The 7,984-nt window shown below is 71.9% G+C and carries 4 protein-coding genes; all 4 read right to left on the bottom strand.

All coding sequences use genetic code 11. The features are described 5' to 3' along the window. Positions 1–465: 465 nt before the first annotated feature. Genes IT306_27765 through IT306_27750 form a run of 4 tightly spaced genes read right to left on the bottom strand, consistent with a single transcriptional unit; the run spans position 466 to position 7,950 of the window. Positions 466–2,235 (bottom strand): glycosyltransferase family 39 protein, encoded by a 1,770-nt coding sequence (locus IT306_27765; protein MCC7372244.1) that lies wholly within the window; start codon positions 2,233–2,235, stop codon positions 466–468. Then, positions 2,232–4,361 (bottom strand): glycosyltransferase family 39 protein, encoded by a 2,130-nt coding sequence (locus tag IT306_27760; GenBank protein ID MCC7372243.1) that lies wholly within the window; start codon positions 4,359–4,361, stop codon positions 2,232–2,234. The genes IT306_27765 and IT306_27760 overlap by 4 nt, the downstream gene beginning before the upstream one ends. Beyond that, positions 4,358–6,031 carry a glycosyltransferase family 39 protein gene (locus IT306_27755; GenBank protein ID MCC7372242.1) on the bottom strand — a complete coding sequence of 558 codons (1,674 nt, stop codon included), beginning with the start codon at positions 6,029–6,031 and terminating at the stop codon, positions 4,358–4,360. Before IT306_27755 ends, IT306_27760 begins: the two co-directional genes overlap by 4 nt. Beyond that, positions 6,028–7,950, bottom strand: coding sequence for a glycosyltransferase family 39 protein (locus IT306_27750; GenBank protein MCC7372241.1), 1,923 nt, complete (start codon positions 7,948–7,950; stop codon positions 6,028–6,030). Before IT306_27750 ends, IT306_27755 begins: the two co-directional genes overlap by 4 nt. Between the last annotated feature and the right edge of the window lie 34 nt (positions 7,951–7,984).

The following is a 7,984-nucleotide window of genomic DNA, read 5'->3' as shown; positions in this document are numbered from 1 at the left end:
TGCAGGATCGTAGGCGGGGCTTTCAAGCCCCGACGCCGCCGCACGACGCGCTCAACATACGATTGCACTGGTAGCAGCATCAGGGCGATGGCATGTTCATTGGTGTCCCCGAAGCATCATGGAACGGTCGGTCGGGGACTGAAGTCCCCGCCTACCGTCATTCAGTCGCTGCGCGACGGCCGTCGGGAACGGCCGGCACTGGTGCGACTGGAGCGTCGCGCAGCGACTGCAGGATGGTAGGCGGGGCTTTCAAGCCCCGACGCCGCCGCACGACGATATCAACATGCAATCGCCCTGCTGGCCGAAGCCCGACAAGCCCCACGGGTCAGCCTGAGCCTGCGAAGGATCTCCCAACCTGGCCGTCAAGAACTCAGGGGATCTGGCGCGTCAGCGGGTGAGATCCTTCACTTCGTTCAGGATGACACGTGTCGCCTAACGGCGATCTGAGCGAGCAACGCATGACGGTCAGCGGGCCGGCAGCTCGTAGACCGTGATCGTCGGGCCGGGCCGCTCGTAGCGGTCCAGGCCCCAGAACGGCGAGTAGAGGTCTTCCAGGTCGAACGGGATCGGCTGGCCGCCGCGGCCCGGGGCGAACCGCGCGACGACCCTCCCCTCGCGCGCCAGGGCCGCGTAGAACTGCGCCTGGGCCGAATCTGGGGCCATGCCGAAGCGGTCCTTCTGGAAGCTCGAGATCATGAAGTAGCGCGTCGAGCCACGCAGCGGGGCGGCCGGATCGGCCCGGCGGACCGCGTTCACGTTGAACTGGTCGGTGTCGAGCGTCCAGACGCCCGCGCCGTAGGCCCGTGGGCGCCGGTCGCGGATAGTGTACTCCTCAAGCTGCAGCTTGGCCCCGGGCGGCACGTTCGCCAGCGCCCAGCGCTCGGCCAGGACGCGCGTGTCATCCTGGGACACCAGGAGGTTGTGGCGCACCGTGTCGAGGGTCGGCTGCCCGAGCGCCAGGACGGTGAGCACCGCCCCGACGCCGAGGCCGATCAGGTTTCCGAAGCGGCTTGCCCAGGTCGCCAGCCCGACGATTGCCACCCCGGCGAACAGGCAGAGAAACGGCACGGCCGGCAGGGCGAAACGCACGAAGAACAGCTCTGAGCGCAGCATGAAGAGCAGATAGACGAGGGGGAACGCCCCGAGGACAGCGGCAACGGCCGGCGCGCGACGGACCAGCACGACGACCCCGACGACGGCCAGCAGGAGCATCGGCCAACCGAGGCCCGCCCCGAACGCCAGCAGGTACGGTACGCCGGGCGAGAGTCTGGCCTGCCCCTCCCACGACTCGTCCACGAAGTCCGACTGGGTGCGGAAGTCGGCGAGCCACTTGGGGAAGTCGAGGACGGTGAACGGCGTGCCAGCCAGGTAGGCGGCCAGGGAGACGAGGCCGGCGAGGATCAGGAAAGCGGTGAGTAGCCTCACCCCCCTGCCCCCCCTCTCCGGCGCGGAGAGGGGGGAACGTCTCAGGGGCCACGCGCGCCACATCGCCACGGCGTGCGCCGCCACCAGCGGCACGACGAACAGCCCGGCGTTGTACTTGGCCGACGTTGCGAGGCCGCCGAGCAGCCCGGCCAGCAGGTACGCCCCGAGGCGAGGTCGCTGGAGCAGGCTGACCGAGGCCGCCACCGAGAGCGTCAGCAGGAAGACGGACGGCACGTCGTTGGTGGCGTAGTGCGAGTCGCGGACGTGGATGAACGCGAGCGCCAGGAACAACGCCCCGACAACCCCCGTCCACGGCCCGAGCGCCCTCCAACCGATCCAGCCAATCGCCAGGACCGTCAGCACACCCAGGATGGCGCTGGTGACCCGCCCGACGTAGGCCACGCCCGAGGGTGGCCGCAGCAGCCCATCCGTCGTGGCCGCCTGCTCGTCGAGGCGCGGCGGCTGGAACCCGAGCAGCTTGTACTCCCCCAGCAAGAGGTACGTGAACAACGAGGGGTTGCGGAAGTACTTCGGGTTGAGGGTGTCCTGGCTGATCAGGTCCATCGCCTTCCAGGTGTAATGCCCCTCGTCCGGGTGGAACTGGTAGGGCAGCTGCCAGCCGATCCCCCAGAGCCGCACGGTCAGCGCGACGGCGGCAACGAGCGCCAGGGCTGCCGCTGCCGTGCGGGTCGTCGTGGCGGGGAGCGCGGTCGAGGGCGGCGCGCCTGTCGGCAGCAGGATCGGCGTCTGGCCATCTCCCGAGCGGCTCGACGGTGCGCCGTCAGCGTGCTGGGCTGGCGCGGCGGTCACGGCGTCCGCTCCACCACGATCTCGCGCAGCAGCACCGACTCCTGCCCGGACTGGGGACCGCCCGTCACGGGGACGGCTGCTCGGGTGCGTCCGTCCTGCACGCGGAGCGTCAGGCGATACGTGCCCGGGGCAGTCTGCCTGGGCAGCGTCAGTCGGTGAAGCTCGCCGGGCTGCCCCTCGGCGTTCGGGCCGTCGGCACCGAGCGGGCGCTCGTCCTGCACCAGCAACCGCCCATCGGCCGCCACCACGCCCACGACAACCCGCTCGCCGGCCGTGGCCGGGCGGTCCCAGCGCAGCAGGACGGTCAGTTCCTCGGTGGCGCGCATCACCCCCGTGCCGGGCGCGGCGTCGTAGCGCAGCAGCCGCGCCCGCCCCCCGAAGTCGGCGTCGAGGTCAGCGCCGGTCGGGTAGTGCGGTCCCTGGTAGACCCGCGCGTACTCGATACCGTTGATCCGCACCGAGTGGAGCGGTGACCCGTCGCGCAGGAACGGCGCGAGCACGTCGGCGTCCATGCCGCGTTGGAGGGTGTTCACGTACGGCACGACGTAGTCTGCCATCCGGACGTGCTCGAGCGGGACGGCGCTGCCGCTCAACTGGGCCTGCAGCACGCGGTGGTACGACGTGGCGACGATCGGCTCGCCGAGCGGGCGTGGCTGCTGCCCGATCCATGCCCCGACCTGGTCCAGCCCCTCGCCCCAGCCGACCAGCACCAGGCGGTCGGCCACGGCGCTCCCGCCGAGCAGCGGGTTGTAGTAGGCCAGCGGATAGCGGATCACCGGCAGCAGGACGGCCACCTGGAGCAGCAGGGCCACGGACGGCAAGACGAGTCGGCGGGCGGTGAACGGGAACGCTCGGAGCGCCGGCCGCTCGGCGAGCCAGCCGGCCGCCAGCCACAGCCCCAGCCCGGCCAGCAGCCCGACCATCGGCATCGTCGGCAGCACGTAGCGGTCAAACTTCTTCGGGCCGATGGTCATCATCGCCATGAAGCCGACGCAGTAGAGCACCAGCAGCCCGACGATGCCGCGCCGCGGCCGGCTGAGCTGTCGCCAGCAGGCGGCCACCAGGATCGCGCCCAGCAGCGTGGCGGGGGCCAGCCGCAGCAGCAGGGCCAGTGGGTAGAAGACCGGGCCAGGATCGTCGGTGACCACACCGGCGAAGAAGTTGTCGTGCTCGCCGCCGCCGACGCGCTCGGTGAACTGGGCCATCTTCAGGACCGTGCCGACCGGATTGACCTGGAGGGCCGGCCACAGCAAGAAGCCGACGCTGGCGGCCACCGCGCCCCAGATCGCCAGCTCGACGGCCGCCCGCATCATGCCCAGCGGCCGGCGGCTCAGCGTGAGCCAGCAGAGCCCCGCCACGAGCGGCACAAAGAGGATCACGTAGACGCTCGGCGCTTTCGTCAGGAAGGCCAGCCCGGTCGCCGCCCCGGAGAGCAGCAGGTACGGCCACGTGCCACGGGCGGCGCCCGGACTGGTGAAATAGATGATGCCGCTGAGTGCCGCGATGGTTGCGTAGGTCGTGAGGCCGGAGTCCAGGTGGGTCACGCGGGCGTGCGCGATCAGGAACGGCTCGAACGCGAGCAGCAGCCCGCCAAGGATGCCCGGACCGGCCCCGAACAGACGCCAGCCGAGCAGCGCCGTCGCCGCCACTCCGAGCGCCCCGACCAGCGCGAACGGCCTGCGCGAAGCGACCAGCGCGTCAAAGTAGCCGTCGCGGCGGGTGGCGTCGGCGCGGCCCTCCAGGAAGGAGAAGGCCCGCGCCCGCTCCGGCCCCATGCCGAGCAGCGCGGTGTGCATCGTGGTGACGCCGGGATGCCCGATGATGAACGTGTCCTCGCGGTTGCCCTGCCCGATCAGCGCCCAGAAGTCGGACGCTCGCTGCACCCAGCGGGACTCGTCGATGGTGACGTAGGCGTCGATGGCGTAGAGGCGCACGCCGGCCGCCAGCACGAACAGCAGCAGCCCGACCACGGCCACGCTGGCCGCCCGGCGCAGCTTCAGGCCGCCGACTGACCGTCCGTCGAGGTTCGGGCGCTCGACGCCGACTCCAACCCCAGGAGCCGGAGCCGCGGCGAGAGACGCGGCGGACTTCGCCACTACTGTGTGGCTCAGGGATACATCGCTCACGGCTGCGCGCCCCGCTTCGGGCCGGGGTGGATGTGGACGTACTCGATGCCGTTGATCCGGACCACGTAGACCGGCGGGTTGGCCGCGAGGTAGCGCTCCAGCGACGCGCCCCAGCGGTGCATCTGGATGCGCCGACCGTAGGTCACGATGTAGTCGGCGTCGTTCGGGACCCCCTCACGAAGCGGCTCGCCGTCGGCCGGGACCAGGCCGGCCAGGATGTCCCAGGAGTGGGCCGAGACGCGGAGATCGGCGGCGTTCGGCTGGGCGGCCAGCCACGCGGCAGCCTGATCCAGCCCCTCGCCGTTCCCGATCATCACCGCGCGCTGCGCGGCCGGACCGCCGCCGAGCAGCGGGTTGTAGTACGCGAGGGCGTACGGGTAGACCGACGCCAGCGGAAAGACCAGCACGAGGCCGAGCGCCACGCCCAGGCCGATCCGCGCGGCCGGTCGGGCGAGCCGTTCCAGCAGCAGCCACCAGCCGAGGCTCGCCAGGATCACCAGCATCGGCACGGCCGGCAGCAGGTAGCGGTCGAACTTCTTCGGCCCGAGCGTCATCATCAGGCCGAAGCCGCCGGCGAAGACCAGCAGCCAGCCCGCCCGCTGCAGCGTCTCGCGCGGCGCGCGCCGGGCCAGCACCGCAGCCAGCACCAGCCCGAGCGTGGCGAAAGGGCTGAGCCGGAAGAGAGTCGAGACGGGGTAGTACAACGGCCCCGGGTCCGCGCCGACCTGCCCCAGGAAGAAGCTGCCGACCTCGTCCGGCTGGCCGCCGGTCTCGCGGGTAAAGGCGACGATGCGCGTGAAAACCTCGCCCGGCCCGAGCACCCAGAGGGCCGGCCAGAGCGCGTAGAACGTCAGCGCCGCCAGCGCGGCCCAGATCAGCAGGTCGCGGAGGACCGGGAGCGCGGCGATCCTCACCGCCCGGGCCTCCATCGCAACGGGCGGCGAGGATCGCCACGCTCCCAGGATTCCCAGGGCAGCGCTGCCAACGGCCACCAGCGGCACGTACGGCACGAGGAAGAGCGCCGGCGTCTTTGAGAGCAGCGCCAGGCCCGTGGCGACGCCGGCCAGCAGCAGCAGGCCGGCGCCCCCGCCGGCCGCGAAGCGGACCACCGTCGCCAGCCCCGCCAGGACGGTGAACGTCACCAACGGCCCGTCCACATGCACCAGTTGCTGGTTGGCGACCAGGAACGGCTCGGCGGCCAGCGCAGCGCCGGCGAGGACGGCTGTCCCGGGGCCGAAGAGCCGCCAGACCAGCCACGCCGAGGCCGCCGCCCCGAGCGCGCCGAGGAGCGCGAACCCCACGCGGGCCTGGGCCAGGCCATCCAGGTAGCCCGGCGCCTGCCCCACGAACCGGAGCCCGTGGACGCGGTCCGCGAAGCGCAGCGCGCCGTCCGTGCCCTGGGCCAGCATCCCGATCCACATCGTGGTGACCCCGGGGTGGCCGTTCTGATAGGTCCGGCCAAGCTGGTTGTTGACCAGCCCGAAGGTGAAGCCGCCCGTGCGGCGCATCCAGCTATCCTCGTCGGAGGTCGGGAAGAGGCCGAGCGCGACGAGGCGCGGCGCCAGCGCCAGCACGAAGACGCCGACGACCAGCATCAGCACCTGTGCGCGGACGGGCAACGCGGCCACCCGAGGGCGCGCAGCCGTGGCCGTGACTGACGCAGCGCTCATACGGGCGGCTCCCGGGGCGGGCCCTCACCCCCCGGCCCGAGGAGGCCCTCACCCCCGAGTCCGAGGAGGCCCTCACCCCCCGACCCCCTCTCCCGGGGCGCGGGAGAGGGGGAGACGCGCGAATCTCGTCCGTCTCCCCCTCTCCCGCGCACAGGGAGAGGGGGTCGGGGGGTGAGGGCCACATCCGAAGTCCCGAGCGGAGAGCCCTCCGCCGTCGTCTGCTGGTGCGGTCCCCGGTAGATCCGCGCGTACTCCACGCCGTTGATCCACACCACGTGCTCGGGCGTGCGCCGGTTCAGGTACTCGTCCAGCACGCGCGGGCTGTGCCCGATCTGGATCTGGAAGCGGTACAGCACCACCCAGTCGGCGTTGCCGGGGACGCGGTCGCGCAGGGACTCGCCAGACCCCACGATCAGCGCTTGCAGGATATCGAACGAGTGCGACACGACCCACTGATCCTGGGCGTTCGGCTGGGCGTTCAGCCAGGTCGCCACCTGATCCAGCCCCTCGCCGTTGCCCACCATCACGAGACGTTGGGCCGCAGGGCCGCCGCCGAGCAGCGGGTTGTAGTAGGTCAGGAAGTACGGATACGTCGACGTGGCCGGCCAGACGGTCAGCAAGGCGACCAGCGCCGCCGCCGCCCCGCGCCACGGCCCGCGCGCCGCGCCCACCGTCGCCATCCGAGCGTGCAGCCAGGAGTAGGCCGCCGCCAGCCCGAGCGCCGCCAGCACGCAGAGGGCCGGGAAGATCGGCAGGACGTAGCGGTCCAGCTTCTTCGCGCCGAGCGTCATCATCAGCAGGAAGCCAAGGCCGTACCCGACCAGCGCCAGGGCGGCCGGCCGATTGCGCTCCGACACCTGCCGCCAGCAAAGCGCCGCCAGCGCCAGCCCGAGCAGGGTAATCGGCGCAAGCCGGAACGCCATCGCGACGGGGTAGAAGAAGGGGCCAGGATCGGCCGTCTGCTGTCCCCAGAAGAACGTCCCCTGCTCGTGCGGCTGGCCGCCAGTCTCCTTCGTGAACTCGGCCACGCGCCCGAGCACCTCGGCCGGTCCGAGCACCCAGACGGCCGGCCAGAACAACGCGAACGCGCCAGCGGTGGCCGCGCCCCAGATCAGCCCGTCGGTCACGAGCCTGACCAGCGCATCGCGCCGGTCGACCTCGCCGCGCAGCCATGCGGGCGCCAGCAGCCCTGCCCCGAGCGCCGCCGTGAACGGGAACAGGTAGATGGCCGGCACTTTGGAGAGGATCGCCAGGCCGGCCAGAATGCCGGAGACTACCAGCCAGATCCGGCCGCCGTCGCGTGCCCAGCGGACCAGCAGCGCCAGCACCGACGCGACCATGCAGCCGCTCAGCAGGGCGTCCATGTGCACGAGCTGGGAGATGGCGAGGTAGAACGGCTCCAGCGCGAGCAGCAGCCCGGTCAGCGCGCCGACTAGCCCACCGAAGACGCGCCATGCCAGCCCGGCGATCAGCGCGACCAACAAGGCCGTCGCCAGCGCGAACCCGGGCCGGGCGTCGACCAGTGCATCCCAGAAGCCCGGCACCCGCCCCACCAGTCGCTGGTTGTGGACCCGGTCGGCGTACTGCACCATCCGCCGGGGTCCCAGCGTCAGCATCGCCACCCACATCGTGGTGACGCCCGGGTGGCCGTTCTGATAGGTCCGCCCGAGCTGGCCGTTCAGGATGCCGAACGTGAAGCCGCCCGCCCGCCGCATCCAGTTGTCCTCGTCGGCGGTGATGACGAGGTCGTGCGCCAGCAGTCGGGCCACGAGCGCCACCAGGAAGGTGACGGTCAGGACCGTGGCCGGCAGGCTCCGGCGTGCCGGGCCGGCCCGGCCCGAGCCGCCAGACCACGGCCCAGACGCCCCGTCCGACGACAGAGGCTCGCGGGCGCGCTCGGCTGCTTCGACAGAGACCATCGGCCGGCCCTCTCGCGCGTCCTCGCGGACGGCG

The sequence above is a fragment of the Chloroflexota bacterium genome, from assembly GCA_020850535.1.
In the GTDB taxonomy this organism is placed as follows: Bacteria; Chloroflexota; UBA6077; order UBA6077; family JACCZL01; genus JADZEM01.
Note: the sequence above shows the minus strand (reverse complement) of the source record. Positions and strands in the feature narration are given on the sequence as shown.